This is a genomic window from Glutamicibacter sp. 363, assembly GCF_052379505.1.
Lineage (GTDB): Bacteria > Actinomycetota > Actinomycetes > Actinomycetales > Micrococcaceae > Glutamicibacter.
Genome location: NZ_JBQSYR010000006.1, coordinates 22,101 through 48,594, shown reverse-complemented (window position 1 = coordinate 48,594; position 26,494 = coordinate 22,101). Strand labels below are relative to the sequence as shown.

Sequence of the window (26,494 nt, the reverse complement as noted above, 5' to 3'; positions counted from 1 at the left end):
CCCCGTTTAGGCGTCGATCCGAGCCAGGAATTTGGTGATCGCCGCGGCGGTCTCGGGTGCTTTTTCGTAGTGGATCAGGTGTCCGACGTCTTCGAGCATCACCAGTTCGGCGTGCGCGAAGCTCGCCCGCAGGGTTTCCTGGGTTTGCGCGGTGCCCAGCTCATCGAGCATGCCGCCAACCAGCAAGGCCGGGATGCCGATTGTCCCGGCGTACCCGCCCACCGTGCAGCTGATCGATGCTTGGTAGGACTGGGCCAGGGTGTCGCGTGAATGGAAACCGCCGAAGTAGGCGCGGTGTTGCTCGCGCACGTACGCACGCATTGCCGGATCCTTGCTTTTGGTCATGACCAGGCTCATCGCGTCGGAGAAGAGCTTCGAGCGGAGCACCGCCTCGCCAAGGGGCGCAGGGAGTTTGGCGCACAGCGTGTAGTAGCAGCCGGTGAGCTTGGCGATGAAGGCTTGGGAGGATTCGAGGGCCAACTCGGAAATGGGATTGAGCAGCAGCAGGGCGGAGAAGCCGCGCTGTGTGGCGAGTTTGGCGGCGACCAGCGAGCCGAAGGAATGCCCGAGCAAGATGCTGTGCGCCGGCAGGTGAAGTTCGTCGGCCAGGTCGTTGAGCGCCAGGGCATAGCCGTCGACGTCGTGAGCCAGCTGCATCGAGGTGGATGCGCCGAACCCCGGCAGGTCCGGCACGATGATCGTATATTGCGGCAGCTGCTCGATGATCCGGGTCAGTCCGTGATGATCCCCGCGGAATCCATGGATCGCAAAGATGACCCCGGCGCTGCTTGCGGTGCTGGCCGGATAGCTGAAGACCCTGGTGTTCGAGCCGTGCAGGGCGTGGGTGGTGACCAATTCGGTGCGTGGGCTCATAGCTTAAGCCTACCCGTCCAAGAGGGCCATCGCGGTGCCCTCGTCTATGACCAGTTCGGTGATCAGCCCGCCATTGAGTGCGCCGCGAACGGCGTTGATCTTGCCTCGGCCGGCCACCACGCAGAAGCGCCGTGGCACCTGGCGCAGCGCGGCGAGGGTGGGGCCGGTAGCCCGGGCATTGATCTCGATTTTTGCGTCATTTCCATGCTTGTCGAAGAACACGGTGGCCACGTCGCCCACCACACCCTTCTCTCGCAATTGCCTCGTTTCGGCTTCGCTCAGGTAACCACCGCGGTACACCTGGGAGGCGAGTTTTGAGTCGGCCGCGCCGAGCGAGAAGACCGCCAGGTTCATTTCCTCCTGAATATTCAGCACGCGTCGCACGGAAGTTTCCTGCCACATCGCTTCCCGCGTGCTGGCCTTGTCGAAGAAGGCCGGGACCGGGAACTGTTCGGTGCGCGCGGTGAAGGCCTGGCCGAAGCGGGTGAGGATTTCGCTTGCATAGCGCACACCGCTGGATACCGGGTTGGCGGCCCCATTCAATTGGACGACCACCGAATCATGGGTGGGATGGCTGTTCAAGGCGGCGGAAACCGCTTGCATGGTTTGCCCCCAGGCCACGCCAATGGTCATCGATGAGGAGACCATGGTGCCCAAGTGGTAGGCGGCGTGCGCCGACACGCGTTGGAGGAGTTCGGTATCGTCCATCGAACCGTCGGTAGGCACCAAATGCACGCTGATCCCGTATTGCTCGGCGAGCTGGTTGCCGAGCAGCGCGGACATATTTGCGGAAGGGTTGATCTTCACCGACACCATGCCGGTGCGTTTGGCATGAGCGAGCAGGCGGGAGACCGTGGAGCGTGAAACCCCGAGTTCACGGGCGATTACCTCCATCTTGATGTCCTGCAGGTAATACAGCTGGGCCGCCCGCAACGCATCCTTCGCTTTGGGGCTGGCTTGCACGGATGTGCCAGGATTTGGCAGTTTGTACGGACCGGAGCTGGGGGATATCTGCATCAATGGGACCTTTTCTGCACGTTTGTGCATTTCGTTTGACCGTTTCGTTCCATGGTGACCAGACTAACTGTTGACACGTACCAATCGTCAATAAAGGGGCATGTAATCGTGAATCGGGACCAGCTAGAGCAACTTCGTGCACGGCCAAAGGCGCGCGTGCTCGTTGTCGGCGGCGGCATCAATGGCGTAGCAACTTTCCGCTACCTGGCGATGCAGGGAATCGATGTGGCGCTGGTGGAACGCGGGGACTACTGCCAAGGCGCCTCGGGTGCCAGCTCGCATATGATCCACGGTGGCATCCGCTACCTGGAGAACGGAGAGTTCCGTCTGGTCCACGAATCGGTCCAGGAACGCAACTCCCTGTTGGAGATCGCCCCGCACTATGTGAAACCGCTGCAGACCACGATTCCGATCTTCTCCACCTTCTCCGGCATGCTCAGCGCTCCAATGCGCTTCTTGAGCCACAAGTCGGGAAAGCCCACCGAACGAGGTGCGGCGCTGATCAAGGCCGGCCTGATCATGTATGACGTCTTCGCCGGCATCGGCGGACGCAATACCCCATGGCATAACTTCAAGGGAGCCAAGGCCGCCCGCAAGGATCTGCCCGCTTTGCGCGACGATGTGAAGTACACCGCCACCTACTTCGACGCCTCGGTGCATAACCCCGAGCGGCTCACCCTGGACGTCTTGCGCGACGGACTGAAGGCCAGCGACCAAGCGCGCGCCTCGAACTACGTGGAGCTTGCCGGCGTTGAATCGGGAACCGCGAAATTGCGCGATGTGCTCAGCGGCGCGGAATTTGATTTCGACGCCGAGGTCATCATCAATGCCACCGGCGCCTGGGTTGACCTGACCAACGCGGAGCTTGGCAAGGAAACCAAATGGACCGGCGGCACCAAGGGCTCGCACATCGTGCTGGACCACCCGGAACTGCTTGCCGCCACCGGCGGGCGTGAGATCTTCTTCGAAAACGAAGACGGCCGCATCGTGCTGATTTACCCGATGCTCGGCCGCGTCCTGGTGGGCACCACCGACCTGGAACACGATATGCGTGATCCTGCGGTGTGCACCGAGGCGGAAGTGGACTACTTCTTCGACCTGATCCAACAGGTCTTCCCGCGGATCGAGGTGGCCAAGGAAGATATCGTCTACAAGTTCTCCGGCGTGCGTCCGCTGCCAAACCACGACGATACCGCTCCGGGCTTCGTTTCGCGCGATTACCAGGTGAAGGAAACCCGCCTGACCGATAGCACTACGATGCTTTCGCTGATCGGCGGCAAATGGACCACCTTCCGCGCGCTGGCCGAGAACCTCGGGGGCAAGGCGTTGGATTTCCTGGGCGAAAGCGCGAAGGTCAGCACCGAAGGTGTGGCCATCGGCGGAGGCAAGAACTTCCCGAAGAACGACGGCGAACTTGCCGCCTGGTATGCCGCCCGCGAGCAGCGTGCGCCGCATTCACGCCTGCGCGTGCTGCTCGAGCGCTACGGCACCGGGGCCGACAGCGTGCTGGAGCAGCTCGGCCAGCACGAGCAGCTCCTGGAGCACAGCAGCGAACTGTCCGTTGAAGAACTTGCCTACTTAGCCGAGCATGAGCAGGTCGGTCGCCTGATCGACGTGTTCATCCGGCGCACCAACCTCGCCTTCCGCGGGCTGGTCACCAAAAGTTTGGTCATCGAGGTCGCCTCGCACCTCGTGACGCCAATGGGCTGGGATCAGTCCCAGACCGAAGCCGAGATCGACCATTCGCTCTCGGTACTTGCAGATAGCCATGGGGTCATCCTCGCGTAACCTGCACCGGCCGGCGGCAGGTTGCCGTCGGCCTACGAAATCACTAAGAGGTCAATGTTGTCCACTCACGTGTTTCTTGCCGAATTAGCCGGCACATTCATTCTCCTACTCATGGGCGGCGGTGTCTGCGCCAACGTCGCGTTGAAAGGCACCCTCGGTAGCGCCGCCGGATGGCTTGCCATCAGCTTCGGCTGGGGTCTAGGCGTCTACTGCGGTGTCTGGATCGCCGGTATTTCAGGTGCTCACCTGAACCCTGCGGTGACCCTGGGCTTGATGATCAACCCAGATATCACCGAATACGCACCGGGCGTCGCCATCACCTTCGCCAACACCATGCTCTATTTCCTGGCGCAGCTCGTTGGTGCCTTCCTTGGCGCCGTTGGCGTCTGGCTGGCCTACAAAAAGCACCTCGATGACAAGCAGAACGCCGGCAGCCAGCTTGGCGTCTTCGCCACCGGTCCGGCGATCCGCTCCTATGGCTGGAACGTCGTCACCGAGGTATTCGGCACGTTTGTGCTCGTCTTCGTCATCGCCGGTCTGGGAAAGACCCCGCACCAGCTCGGCCCGCTAGCGGTCGCACTGCTCGTGGTGGCCATCGGCCTGTCCCTCGGTGGAGCTACCGGCTACGCCATCAACCCGACCCGTGACCTCGGTCCGCGACTAGCACACGCTATCCTTCCTATCAAGGGCAAGGGTTCTTCCGACTGGGCCTACTCCTGGGTGCCCATCACCGGTCCGGTCATCGGTGGTCTACTTGGCGGCGTCGCTGCCGGCTTCCTGTTCTAGAAAGAGAGATGTGAATCATGAGTGAAAAATATGTCATCGCCATTGACCAGGGAACGACCAGTTCCCGAGCCATCGTCTTCGATCATGCAGGCGAGGTTGTCTCGGTAGGCCAGCTGGAGCACGAACAGATTTTCCCGGCCGCTGGTTGGGTTGAGCACGACGCAGCGGAAATCTGGAACAACACCCGAGAAGTCATCGGCCAAGCCCTGTCCAAGCAAAACCTGACCCGCCACGACATCGAAGTTGTCGGCATCACCAACCAGCGCGAAACCGCCGTGGTCTGGGACAAGAACACCGGCAAGCCGGTGTACAACGCGATCGTCTGGCAAGACACCCGCACCCAGGACATCGTCGACGAGTTGGCCAAGGACGGGGGAGTCGACCGCTACAAGGACCGCGTCGGCCTGCCACTGGCCACGTATTTCTCCGGAACCAAGATCAAGTGGATCCTGGACAACGTCGAAGGCGCTCGGGAGCGTGCCGAAGCCGGCGACCTGATCTTCGGCACCACTGATACGTGGGTACTGTGGAACCTGACCGGCGGCGTGGACGGCGGCGTGCACGTCACCGACGTGACCAACGCTTCGCGCACCCTGTTCATGGATCTGAAGACGCTGACCTGGGATGAGCAGATCCTGGCGGACTTCGGTGTGCCAGCTTCGATGATGCCCGAGATTCGCTCTTCCTCAGAGGTGTATGGCACCGTGGCCGGCAATCAGCTGCTGCGCGAAGTACCCGTGGCCGGCATCCTGGGCGACCAGCAGGCAGCCACCTTCGGCCAGGCCGCTTTCACCGCCGGTACCGCGAAGAACACTTACGGCACCGGTTGCTTCTTGATCTTCAACACCGGCACCGAGATCGTGCATTCCTCTAACGGTTTGCTCACCACCATGGCCTACAAGCTGGGCGATGCCGCTCCGGTCTATGCCTTGGAAGGCTCGATCGCCGTGGCCGGTTCGCTGGTGCAGTGGTTGCGTGACAATATCGGCATGATCGCCACGGCTCCCGAGATTGAAGAGCTGGCGGCCAAGGTGGAGGACAACGGCGGGGTCTACATCGTCCCGGCGTTCTCGGGCCTGTTCGCCCCGTATTGGCGTGCCGAGGCTCGTGGCGCCATTGTGGGCCTGACCCGCTTCGCGAACAAGAACCATATTGCCCGCGCGGCGCTGGAGGCCACCGCCTTCCAGACCCGCGAGGTGCTTGATGCGGTCAACGCCGACGCCGAGGTGCCTCTGACCGAGCTGAAGGTTGACGGTGGCATGGTTGCCAACGAGAGCCTGATGCAGTTCCAGGCGGACATCCTAGGTGTCCCGGTGGTCCGTCCAAAGGTTACCGAAACCACGGCATTGGGCGCCGCATATGCCGCAGGCCTGGCCGTGGGCTTCTGGAAGGGCCTGGGCGAGCTGGAAACCAACTGGTCCGAGGACAAGCGTTGGGAACCGGCCATGGGTGAAGAAGAGCGCGAGCGCAGCCTGCGCCTTTGGAAGAAGGCAGTGACTCGCACCTTCGATTGGGTGGATGAGGACACGAAGGCCTAACTCGGCCTCGCCGCCCTCGACCTTGTCGATGAGCCGATAGCAGCGGACCCCGAATCAACTGATAATCGTTGATTCGGGGTCCCGCTGTCGTTAACCCTCAACGCCGGGACATCACTCGTCGTTCTCCGGTGGCTCCGGACCAGCTACATCGGGGTCGGGAGCATCACCGAGCTGCAGCGCATCCCAATAGGTGTTGCGCCGCGGTTTCTGCTCCGGGTCCAGATGCGGAGGCAGGATGACGTGCGGCAGGCCGTTGACGTCCACGATCTTAAGCTGTCCGAGATGGCGGCTATGGTGGCCATCGGGGCAGACCGCCGCCCCGGATTTAACACTTGTGGTGCCACCCTCGGCCCAGGGCAGCTTATAGTGATCGATCTCCACGTGATCGGGAGCCGTGGTGCAGCCGGGCACAATGCATCCGCGATCACGCGCCAGCACACCCGCCCGCACGTAGCCCTCGTGGTAGCGTCTGGATCTTCCCATGTCCAGGGGTTGGCTGTTGCCGCCGAGCACCACGGGGATCACATTGGCTTTGGCAAGAGCCCGTCTGAGCTCGCCGGGCGGGAGCCGAACGCCGTTGGAAGTAGTCCCATAAGCGCGGTCCAGATTCTGCAGATCGCTGAGCCACATGTAGACAATGAATCGCGGGATGACCGCCTTGGCCTTGCCTCCTGCGGGGGTGGCGAGAATCGCCATGAGCGCGTTGAGCCTGCGCAGTGCGACGCTGACCTCCTCGCGGTCCGAGGCAACTTCTGCGTTGGCCGGGATGCTCTTCCCGGGCGTTGCTTCAGCATCGTCCGCTGGCAGCTCGGGTTTGGCTCCGGAGGGTTCTTCCGCTGCGCGGGCCCAGTCGGGCATGGGATTTTCGGTGCGCAGCCATGTTGGTGCTCCGGCTGTTGGTTCCTCGGCGGTGCCGGACCGGTCGATAGATTCGGCGGATTCCGCCGCCCGGGCAGCCGTTGGCTCGGTGGCGGGCTGATCGGCTGCTTCGGTGCTGCCATCGGGCTGCACGGGGGTCCGGGCTGCCTGGCCGGCCTTGGTGCGCGGGGCGCTGGCCTGCACGGCGATCGAACGGATCAGCTGGGCCTGCGTGGCTAGGGTGCGAAGGGTGAATTCGTGCACGCCTTGGACCACCGGGCCGATGAACAGCCCGAGCTTCGGTGGGAGCTTGTCGCCTTTGAGCTGCTTGTAGAGACTGATCCGGGAGCTGATGTCTTTGCGTGCTTCATCTGGCCCCAGGCTCCGCAGTGACTCGGCGGCATGCTCCTCCAGGAAGCGGCCGTCGGTGCCGCGCGCCTTCAGCTCGGTGGGCACGCCGTCGAAGGTGGTGTCGGTGGCTTCGAGCTTCTCCAGGCGACGTGCGGTGGCTGCGATGCTGCGGCGGTCGGCGCCGCCCTTGGCATAGACCTCGGCCAGCTGGGCGAAGCGCGGCTCGCAGATCGTGCCTTGCGGCGTACGGCGGCCGATGAGCAGGTGGGCATCGTCGATACGGCGTTGGGCCTCGAAGTAATTCAGTCCAAGCCAGGCGGCGAGCAGATCGCCGGTGCTCTGATAGCAGGTGCGGCCGGCGGCTAGTTCGGGCTGCGCCTCGAAGCTGCAGGTGCCGTCGCGCAGCCCGTCGTAGGTTTCCAGACTGAGCGCGTGCGCGCCGCTGGCCTCTGCATCCAGTGCGGTGGTGAGCTGGGCGAGGTGGACCTGTTGGGAGAACTTCTCGACCAGATCCGCATGGGCCAGGACCAGGCGCGGGTCGCGGGTCTGGTGGACCAGCTGGCCGATGGCGGTGAACAAGGCCAGACAGAGGATCCCCAGGCGCACGAGCATGGCACCGGTGAGGTGCGCCCCGAGCTGAAGCGGGGCCCTGCACAGGGTGTGCAGCGCTGAGATGAGTGCTGGCGTGTTCATGCCTCCATGATTACGCCGGGGCGGCCCTGCGCCGCGGCTTCGTCCGCGGGTTGTGGATAGCGTGGCGGAATATTTCTTGCGCCGGCCTTGGGCGCGATGGAAACCCCCGGCATTTCGTATCCAGCGGGGAGCCCCTGGGCTGGATGCATGCGGCAGAATGGTCCGCGTTGGGCGAGGACTTCGACAGCCCGATCTGGCCCCGTGGAATCTGGCCAGGGGAGCGCTGGGTGTTCATCGACTGGGATGCTAGCGAGCCGAGTACCAGATTGGGGGACTTGGCCTATGCCGCGCAGGCTTTTCGGGCAATGACCCGGCGGATCTCAGCGCGTTCCTCGACGGCTACCAGGCCGCTGCCCGCCATGATCGAACGGATCGGCCCCATGCACGGGCTGCTGGATTCGCCGAGTATCCGCGGCGTCGAAGCGTAGGGATCCATGTTTGCCGACGGGTAGGGGGTTCATTGGGCTGCGGTGCCAGCCGGCGGCCGGGGAAGCGATCGTGGGCATGCCGTTTTTGCCGTGGCGCAGCGCGCACTTCATCGATGCACCTCTGCGGCTGGAACTGCGATAGAATCGCTGTATGCATTTTCAGCGCGACCTAGTCTAAGAGCGGCCTGCGGCCGTACCCCCGAGTGGATATTTGGGGGCTTTTGTTGTGTCTGGAGACAATACCAAGTTTTTCCGTCAGGAAATTTTTCCGCAAGTTTGTGAGACGAGCTCAGTGACATCATCGACGAACGAGACCAGAACCTACGACTTCAAGGACCTCGAGTCCAAGTGGCTACCGGTTTGGGATGAACTAGAAGTGTTCAAGCCGGCCGACGATGGCACCCGTGAACGTCGCTACGTGCTGGATATGTTCCCCTACCCCTCCGGTGACCTGCACATGGGCCACGCGGAGGCCTTTGCCATGGGCGATGTCGTCGCACGCTACTGGCGCCTGCGTGGCTTTGACGTCATGCACCCCATCGGCTGGGATTCCTTCGGCCTGCCGGCGGAGAACGCCGCGATCAAGCGCAATGCGCACCCGGCCGAGTGGACCTATAAGAACATCGACACCCAGGCCGAGAGCTTCAAGCGCTACGCCATCTCCGCGGATTGGGATCGCCGGCTGCACACCTCGGATCCGGAGTACTACCGCTGGACGCAGTGGCTGTTCAACAAGTTCTACGAAAAGGGCCTGGCCTACCGCAAGGACCACCCGGTCAACTGGTGCCCGAAGGACCAGACCGTGCTGGCCAACGAGCAGGTAGTCAACGGCGCCTGCGAACGCTGCGGCACCGCCGTGACCAAGAAGTCGCTGAACCAGTGGTACTTCAAGATCACCGAGTACGCCGACCGCCTGCTCGAGGACATGGATGCGCTCAAGGGCCACTGGCCCGAGCGCGTGCTGCTGATGCAGAAGAACTGGATCGGCCGTTCCGAAGGCGCCCAGGTCACCTTCCAGATCGAAGCCCACGAGCAACTGGCCGAGGTGCAGATCCCGGTCTTCACCACCCGCCCGGACACCCTCTACGGGGCGACCTTCATGGTGGTCGCCGCGGATGCCGCGCTGGCCAACGAGCTGGTCACCGAGCAGCACCGCGAAGCGCTGGAAGCCTACCAGGAGCAGGTCAAGACGCTCTCGGAAATCGAACGCCAGTCCAGCGAGCGCGAGAAGACCGGCGTGTTCACCGGCCGCTACGCGATCAACCCGCTCTCGGGTGAGAAGCTGCCGGTCTGGGCGGCGGACTACGTGCTGGCCGACTACGGCACCGGCGCGATCATGGCCGTGCCCGCGCACGACCAGCGCGACCTGGACTTCGCCCGCACCTTCGACCTGCCGGTGCGCGTGGTCGTGGAGACCGGCGAAGAGGACCCGGCCGTGTCGGGAACCGCCACCGCCGGCGAGGGCAAGCTGGTCAACTCCGGTGAGCTGACCGGGCTGGACAAGACCGAAGCGGTCGCCAAGGCGATCGAAATCGTGGAAGCCGCCGGCACCGGCGAACACACGGTCAACTACCGGCTGCGCGACTGGCTGCTGAGCCGCCAGCGCTTCTGGGGCACCCCGATCCCGATCATCCACTGTGCCGAATGCGGCGAGGTCCCGGTACCCGATGACCAGCTGCCGGTGCGCCTGCCCGATAACCTGCGCGGTGAGCAGCTGGCGCCGAAGGGCACCAGCCCGCTGGCCGCCGTGGCGGAGTGGGTCAACGTGCCCTGCCCGAAGTGCGGGGCGGACGCCAAGCGCGACACCGACACCATGGACACCTTTGTGGACTCCTCCTGGTACTTCCTGCGCTTCGTCTCCCCGAACTACACCGAGGGCCCCTTCGACCCGCAGGCGGTCCGCGACTGGATGCCGGTAGGCCAGTATGTCGGCGGCGTCGAGCACGCGATCCTGCACCTGCTGTACTCGCGCTTCTTCACCAAGGTCATCCACGATCTGGGCCTGATCGACGCGACCGAGCCGTTCAGCGCGCTGCTGAACCAGGGCCAGGTGCTCAACGGCGGCAAGGCCATGAGCAAGTCCCTGGGCAACGGCGTGGACCTCGGCGAGCAGCTGGACAAGTTCGGCGTCGACGCGGTGCGGCTGACCATGATCTTCGCCTCCCCGCCGGAGGACGACGTGGACTGGGCCGATGTGTCCCCAAGCGGTTCGCAGAAGTTCCTGGCCCGCGCCTGGCGCATCGCCCAGGACGTCACCAGCGCACAGGACGTGGACTACACCACCGGTGAGAAGGCGCTGCGCCAGGTCACCCACCGCACCGTGCACGAGGCAGCCGCGCTGCTGGATTCGGGCAAGTTCAACGTGGTGATCGCCAAGACCATGGAATTGGTCAACGCGGCGCGCAAGACCATCGATTCGGGAGCCGGCGCCGCCGACCCGGCCGTCCGCGAGGCGGCCACCGTCACCGCCCAGCTGCTGAGCATGTTCGCCCCCTACACCGCCGAGGACATGTGGGCCGAGCTCGGCTACGCACCGAGCGTCGTGAACAGCGCCTGGCCGGAGGTCGATGAGTCGCTGCTGGTTGACGATACGGTCACCGCCGTGGTCCAGATCAAGGGCAAGGTCCGCGCACGCCTGGAAGTTCCGATCGACATTTCCGAGGATGACCTGCGCGAGCAGGCCTTGGCCCATGAGACGGTGATTCGCATGCTCGACGGCAAGGAGCCGTTGAAGGTCATCGTCCGTGCGCCGAAGCTCGTGAATGTGGTTCCGGCACCGTAAGCTCAAGGCATGAACGAACGCACCAAGGGCCCACGCGCGGGCTGGCTGCCTAAATGGCTGGCCCCGCGTGGGCTTGCGCGTACCCGAATCGGCGTAGTCACCGACTCCGCCGCCTGCCTGCCAGCACAATTGCTGGACAGCGAAGACTTCGCCTGCCTGGGAATCCCGATCATCGTGGACAACCACGTGCACGGCGAAGATCTGAACGCCCTGATGATGGGGCTCGCCATGGGAAAATCCGTCAAGACCTCGCGTCCGGCGCCCGGAGAATTCGCCCGGGCCTACCGGGAGCTGGCCGCCGCCGGTTGCGAGTCGATCATCTCCATTCACCTCTCCGGGCAGCTTTCCGGGACGGTGGAGGCCGCGCGCTTGGCCGCCGCCGACATCAAAATCCCGGTGCAGGTCATCGATTCGCGCACCGTCGCGATGCCCCAGGGCTTTGCGGTCACCGACGTGCTGGCCGCGCGCGATGCCGGAGCCCCGCTGGAAATGCTCGAGCAGATCGCCCGCGGCGCGGCGCGGAATTCCGTCTACTTCGCCGTGCCGAGCCTGGAGCAGCTGCGCCGCGGGGGACGGATCAGCACCATCTCTTCGGTGCTGGGCAACCTGCTGAACGTCAAACCGATCCTGAGCATCGAAGCGGGTGTGATCCAGCCCATCGAAAAGCCGCGCTCCTTCGCCCGGGCCCAGGCGCGGCTGGTGGCGCTTGGCGCCCAGGCTGCTACCGCGGCCCAGGGGCCGGTACGCATCGGCGTCATGCACTTCGGCGCGGCCGAACTTGCCACCGAGATCGCCAACGAGCTCGCTCCGCTCAGCGCGCAGCAGGTGCTGATCGAATCCCTGCCGGCGGTGCTCGCGGCGCATACCGGCATCGGGGTGCTCGCCGTGGCCGTGGGGCCGCTGAATCCACAATCCGAGCCGGAGGACACCCTCCCTTCGTAGTAGTGGCGCAAACTATCGGCCATGGGGCGCCACGACTTCTTCAGTAAATTTGCGCCACGGCCGACCAGGTTGCGCTTCGCCGTGTCGCGGGTCGCTGCCCTCGTGCTGGTCCTCGTGGTCCTGGCCTGGGTGGCCTTTTCGATCATCTTCTCGCCGCCGCCGGCGGCCGAAGAGCTGGATTCCATTCCGCTGGTGGCCGACCCCGAACACCCGGCCGCCACCGAACCGCTGGCTACGCTCACCGTGCATGTGGTCGGGGCCGTGAAAAAGCCCGGCGTCTACGAGCTTCCCGATGGTTCGCGGATCACCGATGCGATCGAAGCAGCCGGCGGGATGAGCAAAAAAGCCCGCCCGGAGCTATTGAATTTGGCGGCCAAACTCGCCGACGGGCAGCAGATCATCCTGCCCGGAACTAGTGATGCCTCGGCAACTCCGGGCGCCCCGCAAGCCCAAGGGCCAAACGCGAAGATCTCGCTGAACCAGGCCGATGCGCAGACCCTGCAGACCCTGCCGGGCATCGGCCCGGCACTAGCCAAACGCATTATCGACTTCCGGGACAAAAATGGCCCGTTCACCAGCGTCGCGGAACTCGACGCTGTCTCTGGAATAGGCCCGGTGCTCTTGGGGGAGCTGTCGGAATTGGTGATCCCATGAAGACGGACTTCCGCGGGCTTTGGATCTTGGCCGGGGCCTGGGTGACCGCATACCTGCAACCGCCGCTGCTGGGCACCCTCATCGTGCTGCTGCTCTTCCTCGGGGGCTTCGCGCTGCTGCTGCGCCGGCGCCACGATGCTCCCTCCTCGGCTCCCTGGTTCACCGGACCGCTGCTGCTGCTCCTGGCCTCGATCAGCATCAGCTTCGCCGCCCTGGGGCAGAACGACTGCCAGCTGCCCGAGGGAGCAGAACAGCAGCGGCGGGTCATCGTGGCCTTTAACGATCCGCCGCGCCTCGGCGAAGACGGAACGAACAAGGGCATTGCGCAGATCGGAGAATATTGGCACCAGGAGCAGTGGGTTGCTTGCCCCATTCCGATATATCTGAGCCTGCCCTACCCGCTGGAAACCGGCGCGGATAGTTTCGAAACAATTCTGGACCTGCAATCTACCGGGGCAAAAGGTGCATTCCACTGGTGGGCTCGGGCACAGAGCGAACCGGTGGTGAAGACCTGGAAGGAACCGACACCGGCAGATCACTTGAAAACCAGATTCGCGTCGAGCCTGAAAGAACTACCCGACGAGGCCCGCGGGCTCCTTCCGGGCATGCTCTACGGGGACCGCTCGGGGCAGGGCGAAGAACTCTCCGCGGCAATGAAAGACAGCGGGCTGAGCCACCTCACCGCCGTCAGCGGGTCAAACGTGGCGTTGCTCGGTGCCATGGTGCTGGTGATCCTCAGGCTTTGCGCCGTGCCCAGGGTGCTGGCCGCGCTGCTGGGCATCGGCTTCCTGGCCTTATTCATCTGGTTCGTGGGCCCTGACCCGAGTGTGCTCCGCGCCGGATTAATGGGAATCATCGCAACAATCTCGCTCATGCTGGGCCGCGGGCGCGGGTCCTTGGGCATCTTGAGCCTGTCGGGGACCATTTTGCTGCTGATCGATCCGTCGCTAGCAGTGGAACCGGCCTTCGCCTTATCCGTACTGGCCACCTTGGGCATCATCGTACTGACACCGGCCCTCACCGACATCCTTTCACGCCTCTTCCCGTCGTGGTTTGCGCAATTGACGGCAATTTGCTGCGCCGCGCAATTCACCTGTCTGCCGGTGATCATCGCCTTGAACTCAAATTTCAGCCTGTACTCGCTGCCGGCCAACCTCTTGGTCGCACCATTGCTGCCCCTGATCACCAGCGTGGGGGTGATCTGCCTGCTGTGCTGCACTCCATTGCCGGCGGTCACCGGCATCTTGTTATGGGTGCCTGGCCTTCCGGCGGGATGGATTGGAAAGCTCGCGCTCTGGGTAGTCGAGCTGCCCGGTGCCGCACGTCCATGGCCTCCTGGGATTGCCGGCATCTCTCTGGCAGTGGGATTCTCGGTGGTGTTCGCCGTCCTGCTGCTGAGCACCTATGAAAGCGAGCACGCGAGTATTCATCGGCTGGCCGGCGCCGGATTGGCGGTGCTCGTGGTGCTCCTCGTGTCGCTGGTGCTCCCGGCGACCCTGTTCTACCGTCCGGCCATCCCGGTGACCTGGAATATCGCGATGTGCGATGTCGGCCAGGGTGACGCGTTCGTGATTCGTACTGGTCCCGCTGAGGGGTGGCTCTTGGACGCCGGACCCACCGATGGGGGCGTGGCTGACTGCGTGAATCAGCTGGGAATCAAAAAGTTATCCAAGATTTTCATCACGCATGAACACGCCGATCATCTTGGCGGGATCGCCGCGGTGGAAGGGACGGGATTGCAAATCGATCAGCGTCTGGTTTCGACCGGCTTCGACCCTAGCCGCTGGGCCGAGACCACAGTGCTCAAACCGGGGGATAGCGGTGGCACGGACGCGGTGCACTACCGGGTGATCGGGCCAAATGACATCCGTGCGCGTTATGCCGAACCCAATGACACCTCCTTGGTGATCGTTTTCGACTTTCTTGTCCAAGGGCAGGTGCTGAGCTTCTTTACCGCCGGCGACCTGGAGGAAGCAGCGATGCATCAGCTGCTGGCCGAGCTGCCGCAACCTCCGGTCCAGGTGCTCAAGGCTTCGCATCACGGCGCGCGCAATGGCGGCACGGAAGTCATTGAAACACTGCGGCCGCAGGTCCTTTTGATATCTGCCGGAAAAGACAATTCCTATGGTCATCCGCATCAAGAAATACTCGATGCCGCGCGAGCCACCGGCGCGCGCGTGATCAGATCCGACCTCGAGGGTACGGTTCTGCTCACATTCGAACCGGACAAGGTGCTCGCCACAGCGATCGGGCCTGCAGTTCGGTAGGATCGAGGTAACGCACGACGCATGAAGGAGCTCGATGGCACGCGCGCAAGCATCTCCGGGAATTTCTTGGCGGGATTTAACACCCCAACCCTTGATTCTGCTGACCGGATCCGAACAATATCTGGCTTCGCGCGCCTTCGAGCTGTTGCGCAGCCAAGCTGCTACGCGCGAGGACATCCAGCATACTCGGCTCAACGCGGCCAGCTACGAGCCAGGCGAACTGTTGCTGGCCACGAGCTCCTCGTTGTTTTCCAGCGCGAACCTCGTCGAGGTACACGACCTGGCATCAATGAACGAGTACTTCCTCAAAGATGCCTTGAATTATCTGAAGGATCAGGCACCGGAGAATGTGCTGATCATGCACCACTCCGGGGGTACCCGCGGCAAGAAATTACTGGATGCCATAAAGGCCGCCGGCGCGTTGCTCGTCAATTGCCAGCCGATTAAACGCGACGCCGAGAAAATCGACTTTGTGCAAGCCGAATTCAAGTCGGCAAAGCGCCGGATCACCAATGACGCGGTGAAGTCACTAGTCGCCGCGGTTGGCAATTCCTTGGCAGAGCTTGGATCCAGCTGTCACCAGCTGATTCAGGACACCACCGGAACCATCGATCAAGAGGTGGTCGATCGGTACTATGGTGGCCGTATCGAAGCGACGGCCTTCAAAGTGGCGGACGCCGCCTTGGCCGGAAATGCGCAATTGGCCTTGACCACGTTGCGCCACTCCCTGGATACCGGAACAGATCCAATTCCCATCGTCGCGACCTTGGCGATGAAGATCCGTCAGCTGGCGAAGGTGCTCGGAGTCAACGAGCCGGCGGCGTCCTTGGCCTCCGAGCTGGGCATGGCGCCGTGGCAGGTTCAGTCAGCGCAGCAGCAAGCACGCGGTTGGAAACGCGCTGATGTCGCGCAATGCATTGAGAACATCGCCCAAACAGATCGCATGGTCAAAGGCGGCGGGCGGTCACCAGGCTATGCCTTGGAACGTGCGATCTTATTTATTGCTTCCAAAGCACCGCAGCGATAGCTCGGCTTGCCTGGCACTTAGCTTTCGTTCCGCTTGGGATCGGTGGAACGGGCCAGTTCTTCGTAGAGCGTCCAAAAATCCACCATGTCGCGCGGCTTGCCGGCGAGCAGATCTTCCAGATACCGCAGATGAGTATGCCAACCGATCAGGTAGTCGGCGGCCTTATCCGCTAACCCCCGGTGTTCGAGGTGCAACCCGGTGCTGGATTCTCGCCCGGTAAGTTCGATCCGCAACTCCGAGGGCTCTTCGTCGGGGAACTTCCAGGACATGGCCAAGAGCTTGAGCGGATCAATTCCTCGCACCTGTGAGGTGCAGGGGTAATTCGGTGCGTGTTCGACCGTGACTACTTCACCGGAGCGAAAGGTCCCAGAGACCAGCGTCCCGAGCCACCCCGATAACGGCGCGGACTCGGTCAGCGCGTGCCACACCTGGTCTGCCGTGGCTGGCATTTCCCAATGGTGCAGGACACGTCCTGCGAAAATATTTACTGATCTACCGACTAATGGCATAGCTGAACACTAGCGCAGTGCCGCAGGGCAGAGAAGCGGTGCTTAAAGCACAAGATCCCCGAAACCCAAGGGCTTCGAGGATCTTGCTGAAGTTTAGCGTTGCTTAGAGGGCGTTAACCTTCTTGGCAATGGCCGACTTACGGTTAGCAGCATTCTTCTTGTGAAGAACACCCTTGCTAACAGCCTTGTCGAGCTTCTTGCCAGCCAGACGCAATGCGTCAGTTGCCTTATCCTTGTCACCGGCGGCAATTGCGTCGTTGACGTTACGGACCACGGTCTTAACTTCCGAGCGGACTGCTACGTTACGCAGACGAGCCTTTTCGTTGGTAAGGTTACGCTTCTTCTGGGACTTGATGTTTGCCACTTTAATAAACTCTCTCGTTTATTGCGAAATACGGTCGGTAGAGGGTTCATCCTTCGGGCCATCGACTGAGCGGTGTGGGGCACCTATGGCGACCCAAAGGGGGCGTGTCACCCAACCTGCGTGACACACAAGAATTAACTCTAGCAGAACGCCGCGGCAACGACCAACGCCTAGCGGCCGTTATTTAGGGCGTTCACCACATTGCCGAAACGCTGCTCGTCGAGAATGGCCCCTTCGCGACGTACTGCACTTTGCGACAGGCGGATGATTCGGTCGAGCTTGACCTCGCTGGGACGGCGCTCGCGGTCCCAGGCGCCGGTTCCGATGTCCATGTAGTCCGGATTGCTGTGACCGCCATTGTTCTTGTCTTTGCTCGTCAGCATCAGGCCAAGCAACCAGCTGTCATCGCGGCCGATAATCAGCACCGGGCGGTCCTTTCCCTGGCTGTGGTCTTCCTCGTAGGGAACCCAGCCCCAAACCACTTCGCCGGGATCGGCCTCGCCGTCGAGGCTCGGGTTGTATTCATAGTGGACGGTGCCGCGGAAATCGCCCGGGTAGGCCGATTCGCGGAGGTTATTCCCGCCATTGCTGCTGCCATGCCGCTGCTGAGCCCGGCTCGGAGCATTGCTCGGCCGGCGGGTAGTGGGGGAGGTGTTTGACCCATTGGCGCGAGTGGAGTTGAAAACCTTAACTGCACGCACAACGAGGGAAAGAATCTTCTGCACATTCAAAGCCATGATCGACAAACTATCAGGGCGCGCGGTACCAAATAGGTAGTGACGCGTAAATCATGACAGAATGGAGCCTAATTCCGCGTCTATTCTTAGTTTGCAAATGAGGTCTGTTTAGGTGTCTCCATTGGCCCGCACCGCCCAGGTGCCAGCCGCGACCGATCCGTCGCTCATCCGTAACTTCTGCATCATTGCCCATATCGACCACGGTAAATCCACCTTGGCCGACCGCATGCTGCAATCCACCGGCGTGGTCTCCGCACGCGACATGAAGGCCCAGTACCTGGACCGCATGGATATCGAACGTGAACGCGGTATCACCATCAAGTCCCAGGCTGTCCGTATGCCTTGGGAAGTCGATGGCGTGACCTACGCGCTGAACATGATCGACACGCCTGGCCACGTCGACTTCACCTATGAGGTTTCCCGTTCCCTGGCGGCCTGTGAAGGCGCGGTCCTGCTCGTTGACGCAGCACAGGGCATCGAAGCACAGACCCTGGCGAACCTCTACCTGGCCATCGAGAGCGATCTGAACATCATTCCGGTGCTCAACAAGATCGATCTGCCAAACGCGCAGCCGGAGAAGTATGCCGAAGAGCTGGCAAACCTCATCGGTTGCGATCCCGATGACGTCTTGAAGGTTTCAGGTAAGACCGGCCAAGGCGTTGAGGCTCTCCTGGATGAGGTCATCAAGCAGCTTCCGCCGCCCGTTGGCGTGGCCGATGCTCCTGCACGGGCCATGATCTTCGACTCCGTCTATGACACCTACCGCGGTGTGGTCACCTACGTTCGTGTCGTCGACGGCATGTTGCGTCCGCGCGAACGCGTCCAGATGATGTCCACCGGCAGCACGCACGAACTGCTCGAAATTGGCGTCTCCGCCCCCAACCCGGTTCCAAGTAAGGGACTGGGCGTGGGTGAGGTCGGCTACCTGATCACCGGTGTGAAGGATGTACGCCAGTCCAAGGTCGGAGACACTGTCACCAATAGCCTGAAGCCTGCCGCTGAGTCCCTCGGCGGATACGAAGATCCGAAGCCGATGGTGTTCTCGGGACTTTACCCGATGGACGGTACTGATTACCCGGCGCTGCGCGATGCTTTGGATAAGCTTCAGCTCAACGACGCCGCCCTGGTGTACGAGCCAGAGACTTCCGTCGCTTTGGGCTTCGGGTTCCGCGTTGGCTTCTTGGGGCTCTTGCACCTGGAAATCACCCGTGAGCGTTTGGAGGCCGAGTTCAACCTCGACCTGATTTCTACCGCTCCGAACGTGGTCTATGAGGTCATGGGCGAAGACAAGCAGTTGACCACCGTGACCAACCCCTCGGAGTTCCCCGAAGGCAAGATCCTCGAGGTTCACGAACCACTGGTCTCGGCAACTATTCTCGCTCCATCCGAATTCATCGGCTCGGTCATGGAATTGTGCCAGGGACGTCGCGGCACCTTGCGCGGTATGGATTACCTCAGCGAAGAACGCGTAGAAATGCGCTACACGCTGCCGCTGGCCGAGATCGTTTTCGATTTCTTCGACCATCTGAAGTCACGTACGCGTGGTTACGCATCCTTGGACTGGAAGGCCGACGGAAGTCAGGTTGCAGACCTGGTCAAGGTCGATATTCTACTGCAGGGTGAGCAGGTGGACGCGTTTAGCGCGATCACCCACCGCGACAAGGCGTACTCATACGGCGTGATGATGACCGGCAAGCTGCGTGAACTGATTCCACGCCAGCAGTTCGAGGTGCCGATTCAGGCTGCCATCGGTTCGCGCATCATCGCCCGCGAGTCCATTCGCGCCATCCGCAAGGATGTGCTGGCCAAGTGCTATGGCGGCGATATCAGCCGCAAGCGCAAGCTGCTGGAAAAGCAGAAGGCCGGTAAGAAGCGAATGAAGATGGTCGGCCGCGTGGAGGTTCCCCAGGAAGCCTTCATCGCCGCGTTGTCCACCGGCGAAGAGAAAAAGAAGTAAATGCCCTCAGTTTTGCCTGATGGCGATCCGGCTCCGGCCGATGGTCTGCTCCCCGCATTGTGTTCACACAATGCGCAGGAGCGGACCATGTCCTTTTATGTACATATTCCGTTCTGCACGGTGCGCTGCGGATACTGCGACTTCAACACCTACACCGCAAAGGAACTTGGTTCCGGGGCGAGCCAAGCCAGCTATGCGGCCACCGTCAGCCAGGAAATCAGCTTCGCTCGGCAAGTGATGGACAAATCTGGCTTGCCGCATCGTGAAATCGAGACCGTGTTCTTCGGTGGCGGCACCCCGACCCTACTGCCAGCCAGCGACCTGGTGTCGGTTTTGGCACGCATCAACAGCGAATTCGGGCTGAAGCCCGGCGCCGAGGTCACTACCGAGGCGAACCCGGATTCGGTGACCCGTGAAAGCCTGCAAGAGCTCAAGGACGGCGGGTTCACCCGCGTGTCCTTTGGCATGCAGTCGGCGGTGCCACATGTGCTGGCGGTGCTGGAGCGAACCCACGATCCCAAGGGCGTGCCGCAGGTGGTCCGCTGGGCTCGCGAAGTGGGTCTCCAGGTGAGCGTCGATCTGATCTATGGGACTCCGGGGGAGTCCTTGGAGGATTGGCGCACCAGCGTGGAAGCGGCTTTGAGCTATGAACCGGATCACATTTCGGCCTACGCGCTGATTATTGAAGAGGGCACCAAGCTTGCGGCGCAGATTCGCCGCGGACAGGTACCGAACATCGACGATGACGATCATGCCGAAAAGTATCAGCTGGCCGATGAAATGTTCGCGGCCGCGGGCTTCCGCTGGTATGAAGTTAGCAACTGGGCCAAGGGCGAAGGGCATGCTTGCCGGCATAACGTTGCCTACTGGCAAGGCGGAGACTGGTGGGGCGCCGGACCGGGTGCCCATTCGCATGTTGGTGGCCTGCGCTGGTGGAATGTGAAGCATCCTTCGGCCTACCAGCAGCGGATCGACGGCGGGATTTCCCCGGGCCACGGCCGCGAGTTCCCCGATGCCGAGGCAGTCAAACTGGAGCGCACGATGCTGCTGACCCGGTTGGGCAGCGGCATGCCGATCGCCGAATTGGATGAGCATGGCCGTCGGGCAGTTGCCGGACTCATTGCCGACGAGCTGATCGAACCGCAGTCGGCCTTTGCCGGAACGATCGTGTTAACGCAACGAGGTCGGCTCCTGGCCGACCTTGTAGTGCGGGAACTGTTGGACTTCTAAAGTTTCAGCAAGGATTGTTACTTCATTAGCCGCAGGTTGAATGCGTAGCGGTATGGGCGTCCCTTGTTAGCCTGGATGGCTGCACGGGCGCCCATCAGCGTCATATAGACCCAAAGCGCCACGGTGGCTACCGCGAACGCCCAGCCAAACCCGGGAACCAGGGTGAGCACGTTCAGCACGATGGCCAAAATGGTCAGCGGAAACGTGAAGTTGAAGGCTTCTTTCGACTCCTGCGAGGTAAAAGGTCCACGGTCGCGGTACACGGCGAAGATGATGGCCGCGGGAATGCATCCCAGTACCGCGCCGAAATGCGACATCATGGCCCATTGGCGATCCTCGGAAGGAGTCAAGGGCAAAGCCGAGACCTTGGAACCTTCGAAACGTGAATTTTCCGGCGGTACGGTCTTGCGTGCAGTCACGTGGCGCTTCCTTGTTTAGCAGTGGGTGGTCGATCTGATTCTATCGAGGATCTAGCGACGCAGAGTACAACCCGCCCTAAAAATCCAACTATTAGTCAATCGTTAGGAAACCGTAATCTTCGCTGGTTAGAAAATCGATGAGCTCCTCGACCTTACCCAGCAGCTGCGGTTCAAGCTGTGCGTAGTGGTCAACTCGGGAAAGGATGCGCTGCCAACCCAGCCCGATGTCCTCGGCAGTTGAATGCGGCCAGCCGAACGCGCGTAATATTCCGGTTTTCCAATCCGTTCCACGGGGGATCACCGGCCACTTCTCAATATTAAGTGCTGCCGGTTTCACCGCCTGCCACACGTCGACATACGGATGACCAAGAATCAGGACATGATTCGCCGCACCGGGAACCGCCATCGCTTCCTTCACGATACGTTCTTCCTTGGTGCCCGCAATCAGGTGGTCAACCAAGATCCCCAGACGCCGTTCGGGCGAGGGATTGAAAGCGCGAATGGCGCCGGCAAGATCGTCGACGCCATGCAGAGGCTCAACGACGATGCCTTCCACGCGCAGGTCATGGCCCCAGACTTTCTCCACTAGTTCGGCATCGTGCTTGCCTTCGACCCAGATCCGGCTGGCGCGTGCCTCGCGGGCCTTCAAACCGGTGACCGCCCGGGAACCGGAAGCTGAAACCATGTTCTTTGGCGCCAATGCCTTGGCTTGTGGCTCAACGATCTCCACCGGCTCGCCTTCGAGCAGGAAGCCGAAGCCCGCTTGGAAAGAGCGGGTCTTGCCCCGCCGGTCTTCTAAAACGATCACCCGCATTCCTCCGGACTTCTCGGTACGCACCACTTCGCCGACCCAACCGCTGTCCACGTCTTCGAGTAGTAGGCCCATTGATATCGGAACTTGACGCAGTTTTTTCGGTGCAGGTGCACTGAGGTCGTGGGCTCCCCAGGAGTAATTGGTCACGTACTGCCTTTCGCTGTGATCGAATACGCTCGAAATCCAATGCTAGCAACCGATGTAGGTATTAGACTTGGCACTTGATAGGTTAGAGTGCCAAATCCTTGCCGGAGTTCATAGGAGGTGTTGACGTGAGCGAGTTTCGACGTCTGGACGTTTTACGCGCCATTGTGGAGGACTACGTCCAGTCGCATGAACCGGTAGGTTCAAAGGCTTTGCTTGATCGGCATAACCTGGGAGTTTCTGCTGCCACGATTCGCAATGATATGGCCTTGCTGGAAGAAGAGGGGCTCATCGCTGCCCCGCACACCTCCTCGGGAAGAATACCCACGGAAAAAGGCTATCGCCGATTCGTTGACCAGATCGGCGAGCTTAAGCCGTTGTCTCGGGCGGAGCGCGAGGCCATCAACAAAATCTTGGATAATTCCCAGGATTTAGATGAAGTCTTGCATAGCACCGTGCGCTTGCTGGCACGTTTGACGAATCAGGTGGCGTTGATCCAGGTGCCGCACTATGACACCGCATCGCTGCGCAATCTGGACCTAGTCGGACTTGGCTCATCCCAGGTATTGATGGTCATGATTGCCTCCAATGGCACCGTCGACCAGCGGATGATCGGCACTTCCAGGGCGTATAGCGACGACGAACTGCAGGGTATGAAGCAAGGCGTGCTCAAGGCCTTTGGCGGTCGGCAGTTGGCAGATCTCGTAGGTTCGCTGACCACCGAATCAATTCCGCTCCAGCTTCTGGAAGATACGCTGTTCATGACGGTGCTCGGTTCCTTGCAGGAGATGGCACGTGCGGCTAACACCCAGCGCATCGTGATGGCGGGGACCGCGAACCTTGCCCGTTCGGTGGGAGATTTCCCGCTGACGCTCACCCCGGTGCTCGAAGCGCTTGAAGAGCAGGTGGTGCTGCTGAAGCTGTTCTCCGAGTTGGAAGCGGACTCTCGGGGCGTGGCGGTAGCCATTGGCACCGAGCACCATTACGGGCAGCTTTCCGACGCAACGGTCATCGCGACAACCTATGGCTCGGACACCAGGAACAAGCTTGGAGTGCTCGGTCCGACGCGGATGAATTATCCAACCTCCATGTCTTCGGTCCGGGCGGTTGCCCGTTACCTGTCAAAGATTTTGACGAACTAGTTTCGTCAGCAACAACGTTTTATATTTTTACGAAAGGACACGGCGAATATCGTGAGCTCGCATTACGAGACGCTGGGTGTTGCCCAGGACGCGACCCCGCAGGAAATCAAGAGCGCCTACCGCAAGCTGGCGCGCAAGCTGCACCCCGATGTCAACCCAGGCGAGGGGGCAGCCGAGCAGTTCAAGCTCGTCACACGAGCCTACGAAGTCCTTTCCGACGAAAAGAAGCGCGCCAACTTCGACGCCACCGGCGACCTGAACGGCAACGGCCAGCAGGGATTCGGCGGCGGAGGCCAGAACTTCGGTGGCTTCGGCGACATCTTCGAACAGTTCTTCGGCGGCGGGCAAGCCCAAGGGCCGGCCTCGCGCACGCAGGCCGGCCGCGACGCGCTGATCACCATCACCATCGATTTGGTCGACGCTGTCAAGGGCACCGTATACCCGCTCGAGATGGAAACGGCCGTCACCTGCAAGGTCTGTGAAGGCTCTTGCTGCCGGCCCGGCACCAGCCCGGTTACCTGCGAAACCTGCCGCGGTGCGGGCCAGATCCAGCGTCCGGTGCGTTCCTTCCTCGGCCAGATGATGACCGTGGAAACTTGCCCGGCCTGCCGTGGCTTTGGCACGACCATTCCGGATCCATGCAATGAATGCAATGGCGAGGGACGCGTGCGCGAGCACGTCTCGAAGTCGCTGAACATTCCGGCCGGTGTCGATGCCGGCACTCGTATCCAGCTGCGCGGACAGGGCGAAGCCGGTCCCGGCGGTGGCCCGAACGGAAACCTCTTCGTCGAAATCGACGTACGCCGCCACAAGGTCTTCGAACGCGCGCAGACCGACTTGCACGCGAAGATGGCCATCCCAATGACCGGCGCCGCCCTCGGTTGCGAGCTGAAGCTGGAAACCTTCGATGGTGAACAGCAGATCACCGTGGAATCGGGCGCCCAGGACGGGGACACCATCACTCTGCCAGGGCTGGGTGTGCCGCGCCTGCGCGGTGGCAAGCGTGGCGACATCGTGGTGCACCTGCAGGTGGAGACTCCGACGAAGCTGGACGCCGCACAGCGTGAGCTGCTCGAGCAGCTGGCGGCATTGCGTGGCGAAGAGATGACCGCCGGCCGCGTCGAACAGTCCGGTGGAATGTTCTCGCGACTGCGTGACAAGTTGAACCAACGCTGAGCATGAGCAATCACAGCTTCGTGATCGACGCTCAGCAAGCAGCTGAGGCCATGGTGGGGGACAGCTTGGAGCTCACCGGGCCCGAGGCCCACCATGCGGTTGCGGTCAAGCGTGTGGCGCCCGGCGAGGAGCTGGACTTGCTCGACGGCACCGGGCTCCGGTTGCGAGTCAAGGTCAGTGCCGCGGCCAAGGACCTGCTCAGCGTGACCGTGGTGGAACGCATCGAAGAAGCGCCGCCGGTCCACCCGGTCGGCCTGGTGCAGGCGCTGGCCAAGGGCGACCGGGATCTACAGGCCGTGGAATCGGCGGTGGAACTGGGAATTTTCACGGTCCGCCCCTGGCAGGCCGATCGATCGATTGTGCGTTGGAATGGGCCGAAGGCCGAAAAGGCCTTAGCTAAATGGCGTTCGCAGGTGCGTTCGGCACAGAAGCAGTCACGCCGCGCCTTCGAACCAAAGGTCTTGGACCCGCTCGGGTCCAAGGCTCTGGCCGGACAGATCGCGCAGCTTGCTGCCCAGGGCGAGCTGGTTCTGATCCTGCATGAATCAGCTAAATGCTCGGTGGCCGAGGAAACCCGGTCGTGGCTCGATTCGGCCCCGGCGCATGCGGGGGTGACGTTGGTAGTGGGCCCCGAAGGCGGGATCAGCGACGCGGAGCTCGATCAGTTTGTCGGCGCCGGAGCCAAGGCCGCGCTCTTAGGCGAGCACGTGCTACGCGCTTCGACGGCCGGGCCGGCAGCCCTCGTTCTGGTTCGGCATCTGCTCGGAGAACTGTAGCCGCCGAAAGGTTCAGCAATTAAGAAGTTCCGCAGGCCGACGGCCTGCGGAACTTTTTAATTGGTAGCGAATATTCGCAGCCTATTTAATGGTGAACTCGCTGGATACCGAGGCGATCTTTTCTTCGGATCCGGATTCCCTGCCCCAGAAGGTGAGTTTGTAGGCGCCTACGCTCAGCTGCTTGGTGAAATCAAAGGAGCCATCGGGATTGACCTTATCTTCCGGGATTGGCTTCTCGGCGGTGAGCACGGTGAGCTTTCCCGACTTGTCCTTGCTCTCCAAGCTGTAATAGATGCCGTCGCTGAACTTCGAGGCGCGAGCATTGAACTGGATCTGACCGGCCTTGCGGGTCGACCCGTATTGCGGGTCGATAATCCAAATCGGGGCCATGAATGAGGCATCGCGGTCGTAGGAGTCCGCCAGTCGCAAGTCGCCGAAGACCGTGGCGTTGGCCCGGCCGTCAACCAGAATTCTCACTTTCGGTGGCAGCGAGCCAACGAGGAGGCCTGCGTTGGACGCGGCGGCGGTGGCGGTGAACACCAGCTGCTGAATTGTGCGTTCGGAAAGGCCACGATCAAGCTTTGCACCGAAGACCTTCTCCGGTAGGTCCAGGGTGATCACATTGTCCTGGTTCATGGACACGCCAACTTCACCCGAAGGCTTCAGATGCGTGTACCACTCGGCATTGGCCGGCTTTTCGTTGAGCAGGTAGGAGATTGAATCGCCGATCGGCTCGCCAGTGGCGTTTTTTGTGGCGTACTCGCGGTAGAGGAAAACCCCGAGGTCCATATTTTCAAGCCAGTAGATCGGGAGCCTGTCGATCGGGGAATGGTGCTCCACCGAATCGTTGGCAGGAGGCAGTCCCACGGTACCCGCGGCAGTACTGATCGGCATTTCGTGGGATTCTTCGCGCGAGGCAAGACCGCAGCCAGCTGCTACGACGAGAGTTAAACAGACTCCGGTGACGGTTACCCGCTTGGAGATCAACCTCGTAATTCTTCCTTGCACTACTTACCAATCCGTTGATTATTCACTTGACACCTTGCTGTAAACCAGCTCTGGCGCTCAAATAGTTTGGCACATGATGGCGCCCGGGATCGCCAAAAAGGAGTCTAACGAAGGATTCGTAACCAAATCTATACCTTTACCACCACAGATGCTTTAGAATCACTTCAGATTTTTGTGCTCTAGCTACCTGCGAAATTATCCCCTAAGCGTGCTG

General features: G+C 61.7%; 23 protein-coding genes. 14 read left to right on the top strand and 9 right to left on the bottom strand.

The window, feature by feature from the left end; translation table 11 throughout:
• Positions 1-6 precede the first annotated feature (6 nt).
• Together ACT3UA_RS05050 and ACT3UA_RS05045 are read right to left on the bottom strand one after the other, a co-directional pair.
• Entirely contained in the window at positions 7-873 is an 867-nt protein-coding gene (locus ACT3UA_RS05050; RefSeq protein ID WP_096284762.1) for an alpha/beta fold hydrolase, read from the bottom strand.
• Between the two features lie 9 nt (positions 874-882).
• Positions 883-1,920, bottom strand: coding sequence for a sugar-binding transcriptional regulator (locus ACT3UA_RS05045; protein ID WP_255248381.1), 1,038 nt, complete (start codon positions 1,918-1,920; stop codon positions 883-885).
• Between the two features lie 78 nt (positions 1,921-1,998).
• Here ACT3UA_RS05045 and ACT3UA_RS05040 point away from each other — a divergent pair, with 78 nt between their 5' ends.
• Genes ACT3UA_RS05040 through glpK form a run of 3 tightly spaced genes read left to right on the top strand, consistent with a single transcriptional unit; the run spans position 1,999 to position 6,002 of the window.
• On the top strand, positions 1,999-3,678 hold the full coding sequence (locus ACT3UA_RS05040) for a glycerol-3-phosphate dehydrogenase/oxidase (RefSeq protein WP_255248380.1): 1,680 nt from the start codon (positions 1,999-2,001) through the stop codon (positions 3,676-3,678).
• Between the two features lie 54 nt (positions 3,679-3,732).
• Positions 3,733-4,464 carry an MIP/aquaporin family protein gene (locus tag ACT3UA_RS05035; protein ID WP_096284758.1) on the top strand — a complete coding sequence of 244 codons (732 nt, stop codon included), beginning with the start codon at positions 3,733-3,735 and terminating at the stop codon, positions 4,462-4,464.
• A gap of 17 nt (positions 4,465-4,481) precedes the next feature.
• Positions 4,482-6,002 carry a glycerol kinase GlpK gene (glpK, locus tag ACT3UA_RS05030; protein WP_096284756.1) on the top strand — a complete coding sequence of 507 codons (1,521 nt, stop codon included), beginning with the start codon at positions 4,482-4,484 and terminating at the stop codon, positions 6,000-6,002.
• Between the two features lie 111 nt (positions 6,003-6,113).
• On the opposite strand, the gene ACT3UA_RS05025 is transcribed toward glpK, so the two are convergent.
• Positions 6,114-7,904 carry an HNH endonuclease signature motif containing protein gene (locus tag ACT3UA_RS05025; protein ID WP_096284754.1) on the bottom strand — a complete coding sequence of 597 codons (1,791 nt, stop codon included), beginning with the start codon at positions 7,902-7,904 and terminating at the stop codon, positions 6,114-6,116.
• A 143-nt stretch (positions 7,905-8,047) separates the two neighbouring features.
• On the opposite strand from ACT3UA_RS05025, the gene ACT3UA_RS05020 reads away from it, so the two are divergent.
• The 6 genes from ACT3UA_RS05020 to holA all read left to right on the top strand — a co-directional run bounded on the left by ACT3UA_RS05020 (position 8,048) and on the right by holA (position 16,004).
• Positions 8,048-8,332, top strand: coding sequence for a hypothetical protein (locus ACT3UA_RS05020; RefSeq protein ID WP_255248379.1), 285 nt, complete (start codon positions 8,048-8,050; stop codon positions 8,330-8,332).
• Between the two features lie 262 nt (positions 8,333-8,594).
• Positions 8,595-11,114: a leucine--tRNA ligase gene (gene leuS / locus ACT3UA_RS05015; RefSeq protein ID WP_444615669.1), complete on the top strand. Its 2,520-nt coding sequence runs from the start codon at positions 8,595-8,597 to the stop codon at positions 11,112-11,114.
• Between the two features lie 9 nt (positions 11,115-11,123).
• Entirely contained in the window at positions 11,124-12,056 is a 933-nt protein-coding gene (locus tag ACT3UA_RS05010; protein ID WP_105569044.1) for a DegV family protein, read from the top strand.
• Positions 12,057-12,077: 21 nt separating this feature from the next.
• Positions 12,078-12,710 carry a ComEA family DNA-binding protein gene (locus tag ACT3UA_RS05005; RefSeq protein WP_105569045.1) on the top strand — a complete coding sequence of 211 codons (633 nt, stop codon included), beginning with the start codon at positions 12,078-12,080 and terminating at the stop codon, positions 12,708-12,710.
• Complete coding sequence (locus ACT3UA_RS05000; RefSeq protein ID WP_444615654.1) at positions 12,707-14,977, top strand: ComEC/Rec2 family competence protein; 2,271 nt, start codon at positions 12,707-12,709, stop codon at positions 14,975-14,977. Before ACT3UA_RS05005 ends, ACT3UA_RS05000 begins: the two co-directional genes overlap by 4 nt.
• A gap of 34 nt (positions 14,978-15,011) precedes the next feature.
• Positions 15,012-16,004: a DNA polymerase III subunit delta gene (holA, locus tag ACT3UA_RS04995; RefSeq protein WP_096284746.1), complete on the top strand. Its 993-nt coding sequence runs from the start codon at positions 15,012-15,014 to the stop codon at positions 16,002-16,004.
• Between the two features lie 17 nt (positions 16,005-16,021).
• Here the strand turns inward: holA and ACT3UA_RS04990 are convergent, their stop codons facing one another.
• The 3 genes from ACT3UA_RS04990 to ACT3UA_RS04980 form a co-directional block, all read right to left on the bottom strand.
• Entirely contained in the window at positions 16,022-16,453 is a 432-nt protein-coding gene (locus ACT3UA_RS04990; RefSeq protein ID WP_176484119.1) for an SRPBCC domain-containing protein, read from the bottom strand.
• A gap of 163 nt (positions 16,454-16,616) precedes the next feature.
• Positions 16,617-16,877 (bottom strand): 30S ribosomal protein S20, encoded by a 261-nt coding sequence (rpsT, locus tag ACT3UA_RS04985; protein WP_096284742.1) that lies wholly within the window; start codon positions 16,875-16,877, stop codon positions 16,617-16,619.
• Positions 16,878-17,047: 170 nt separating this feature from the next.
• Positions 17,048-17,614, bottom strand: coding sequence for a type II toxin-antitoxin system PemK/MazF family toxin (locus tag ACT3UA_RS04980; protein WP_096284740.1), 567 nt, complete (start codon positions 17,612-17,614; stop codon positions 17,048-17,050).
• A gap of 112 nt (positions 17,615-17,726) precedes the next feature.
• Here ACT3UA_RS04980 and lepA point away from each other — a divergent pair, with 112 nt between their 5' ends.
• The gene (lepA, locus tag ACT3UA_RS04975) at positions 17,727-19,571 is read left to right on the top strand and encodes a translation elongation factor 4 (protein ID WP_096284738.1); all 1,845 of its coding nucleotides are present in this window, start codon (positions 17,727-17,729) and stop codon (positions 19,569-19,571) included.
• On the top strand, positions 19,572-20,801 hold the full coding sequence (gene hemW / locus ACT3UA_RS04970) for a radical SAM family heme chaperone HemW (RefSeq protein WP_096284736.1): 1,230 nt from the start codon (positions 19,572-19,574) through the stop codon (positions 20,799-20,801).
• 17 nt (positions 20,802-20,818) lie between these two features.
• Here hemW and ACT3UA_RS04965 read toward each other — a convergent pair whose 3' ends face one another.
• Both ACT3UA_RS04965 and ACT3UA_RS04960 read right to left on the bottom strand, forming a co-directional pair.
• Positions 20,819-21,220 carry a DUF4870 domain-containing protein gene (locus ACT3UA_RS04965; RefSeq protein WP_096284734.1) on the bottom strand — a complete coding sequence of 134 codons (402 nt, stop codon included), beginning with the start codon at positions 21,218-21,220 and terminating at the stop codon, positions 20,819-20,821.
• Between the two features lie 91 nt (positions 21,221-21,311).
• Positions 21,312-22,181: a DUF3097 domain-containing protein gene (locus tag ACT3UA_RS04960; protein WP_096284732.1), complete on the bottom strand. Its 870-nt coding sequence runs from the start codon at positions 22,179-22,181 to the stop codon at positions 21,312-21,314.
• A 125-nt stretch (positions 22,182-22,306) separates the two neighbouring features.
• Here ACT3UA_RS04960 and hrcA point away from each other — a divergent pair, with 125 nt between their 5' ends.
• From hrcA to ACT3UA_RS04945, 3 genes are read left to right on the top strand one after another with little or no spacing between them, the layout of a single operon-like run.
• Positions 22,307-23,320 (top strand): heat-inducible transcriptional repressor HrcA, encoded by a 1,014-nt coding sequence (hrcA, locus tag ACT3UA_RS04955; protein WP_096284730.1) that lies wholly within the window; start codon positions 22,307-22,309, stop codon positions 23,318-23,320.
• Positions 23,321-23,371: 51 nt separating this feature from the next.
• The gene (gene dnaJ / locus ACT3UA_RS04950; protein WP_096284728.1) at positions 23,372-24,496 is read left to right on the top strand and encodes a molecular chaperone DnaJ; all 1,125 of its coding nucleotides are present in this window, start codon (positions 23,372-23,374) and stop codon (positions 24,494-24,496) included.
• Between the two features lie 2 nt (positions 24,497-24,498).
• Positions 24,499-25,272, top strand: a complete 774-nt coding sequence (locus ACT3UA_RS04945; RefSeq protein WP_096284726.1) for a 16S rRNA (uracil(1498)-N(3))-methyltransferase — start codon at positions 24,499-24,501, stop codon at positions 25,270-25,272.
• Positions 25,273-25,353: 81 nt separating this feature from the next.
• Here the strand turns inward: ACT3UA_RS04945 and ACT3UA_RS04940 are convergent, their stop codons facing one another.
• Positions 25,354-26,166 (bottom strand): GerMN domain-containing protein, encoded by an 813-nt coding sequence (locus ACT3UA_RS04940; RefSeq protein WP_096284724.1) that lies wholly within the window; start codon positions 26,164-26,166, stop codon positions 25,354-25,356.
• Between the last annotated feature and the right edge of the window lie 328 nt (positions 26,167-26,494).